The sequence below is a fragment of the Saccharothrix hoggarensis genome (assembly GCF_042678885.1).
In the GTDB taxonomy this organism is placed as follows: domain Bacteria; phylum Actinomycetota; class Actinomycetes; order Mycobacteriales; family Pseudonocardiaceae; genus Actinosynnema; species Actinosynnema hoggarensis.
Genome location: NZ_JBHTLK010000453.1, coordinates 1 through 2,012 on the forward strand (window position 1 = coordinate 1; position 2,012 = coordinate 2,012).

A 2,012-nucleotide genomic window follows, 5' to 3' on the forward strand; every position below is an offset into this window, starting at 1 on the left:
GGGGCCGCGGCCCGCGGACCTGGTGCGCGGGGCGAGCGCGGCGCAGGGCGCGGTGGGCCGGGTGGAGGACCCGGCGGCGTTGGACCGGCTGCTGGCGCTGCCCGCCGTCCACTTGATCGTGGACGGCTACAACGTCACCAAGACCGGTTATCCGGAGTTGTCGTTGTCGGACCAGCGGGACCGGCTGGTGCACCAGTTGGCGGTGCTGGCGGCGCGCACCGGCGCGGAGGTGACGCTGGTGTTCGACGGCGCCGGGGTGGTGGCCGTGCCGACGTCGGCGCCGCGCGGGGTCCGGGTGCTGTTCAGCGATCCCGGTGTGCTGGCGGACGACGTGATCCGGGCGTTGGTGACGGCGGAGCCGGAGGGCCGTCCGGTGGTCGTGGTGACGTCGGACCGGGCGGTGGCCGATTCCGTCCGACGGCGGGGCGCGCACCCGGTGCCGTCCGCGGTGCTCTTGGCCCGCCTGGGCCGGGTGTGACACAAATCGTGTTTTTAACACCACCGGCGGTCACACGACCAGGTCACAGCTAGGCCGTTCGGTAACAGTCGTGAACCAGGGCGGTTTTCCGCGTCCCGCTAGTGGACGCCGGGTCTCACGTTTCGTAACCTAGCCGAGATCTCGCGGCGGGCTGTGGTCCATCCTGGGCTGCGACGCGGGTTCACCGCCGAATCGGCCTGTCGGGGAGCCGAGCCGGAAACTCGAATCACGAGGACTGTCGGGCTGCGTCACGCGCCCGGCCGGTAGGCGGTTCACACGAAGGAGACTCACGCGACTGTGGCGTCGCAACGACTCAAGCGCGGCCTGCGCGGGGCGATGGCGGCCACGGCGGTGGCCGCTGCGGCGGTGGGCGTCATGCCCGTACCCGCCGGAGCTCAGCCGAACACCCCCGCGAACGCCTCCGAGGCGCTGAAGAAGTACAACGAGCTGGCCGAAGAGGCCACGAAGCTCAACGAAGAGCTGCTGCGCGCCGAAGAGCAGCGCAACGCCAACCAGGCGAAGCTGGACGAGGCGAACGCCGCCCTCGCCCAGGCGACCCAGGCGGGCGACCAGGCGAAGACCGACGAGGAGAACTTCCGCGTCCAGGTCGACAAGCTGACCGAGGCGTCGTTCGAGGGCGCCCGCTTCAACCAGCTGTCGGCCCTGCTGGTCTCCGACTCCCAGCAGGACTTCCTGAACCGCATGTCGGCGCTCGGCGTCCTGGCGGCGGACAACGAAGAGGCCCTCGACAAGCTCGCCGGCGCCGTCAACGCGGCCGAGGACGCGCGGGTCAAGGCGGCGGACGCCCAGAGCGCCGCGCAGGCGGCGACGGACGAGGCGATCCGGATCGCCGACGACATCAAGAAGCGCCAGACCGAGCTGCAGGGCCAGATCACCGAGGTCCGCAACCAGCTCAACCGGCTGACGGCGCAGGAGCGGAACACGCTGCGCGACCCCGGCCAGCCCCCCACGAACGTCTCCGTGCCCGCGGGCGCGGCGGGTGCGGCGCTCCAGTTCGCGCTGGACCAGATCGGCGACATGTACTCGTACGGCGCGACCGGCCCGCACGTCTGGGACTGCTCCGGCCTCACCATGAAGTCGTACGCGGCGGCGGGCGTGAGCATCCCGCGCACGAGCCAGGGCCAGGCGGGCGCCGGGCGTGCGGTGTCGCGCGGCGAGGTCACCGCGGGCGACCTGATCATCTACAACGGCGGCATGCACGTCGGCATGGCCGTCGACAACGGCCGCGTCGTGCACGCGTCCACCGACGGCGTCCCGGTCAAGATCGTGTCGTTGGAGGCGCCGGGCTCGATCTACGCCATGCGCCGCATCGCGGGCTGACAACCGTCGTCCAGCAGGGCCATCCTGGTCGGGGTGGCCCTGCTGACGTCTTGGGAGGCTCGTGAGCCGCTACCGGGTGCTGCTGGCCGTGCTCGTGGCCGTGACGTTCCTCGCCGGGCTGGGGGTGGCCGTGGTCCCGGGCGGCGCGCCCGCGCCGCCCGCCGTGGCCGAGAGCGCCGCGCCGCGGGCCGAC

2 protein-coding genes are annotated in these 2,012 nt (G+C 72.3%); both read left to right on the top strand.

The features are described from left to right. The coding region (locus ACFQ3T_RS36295) for an NYN domain-containing protein (RefSeq protein WP_380730649.1) at window positions 1–478 on the top strand (478 nt) is incomplete at its 5' end. A 297-nt stretch (window positions 479–775) separates the two neighbouring features. Next, window positions 776–1,819, top strand: a complete 1,044-nt coding sequence (locus ACFQ3T_RS36300) for a C40 family peptidase (RefSeq protein ID WP_380730651.1) — start codon at window positions 776–778, stop codon at window positions 1,817–1,819. Window positions 1,820–2,012 lie beyond the last annotated feature (193 nt).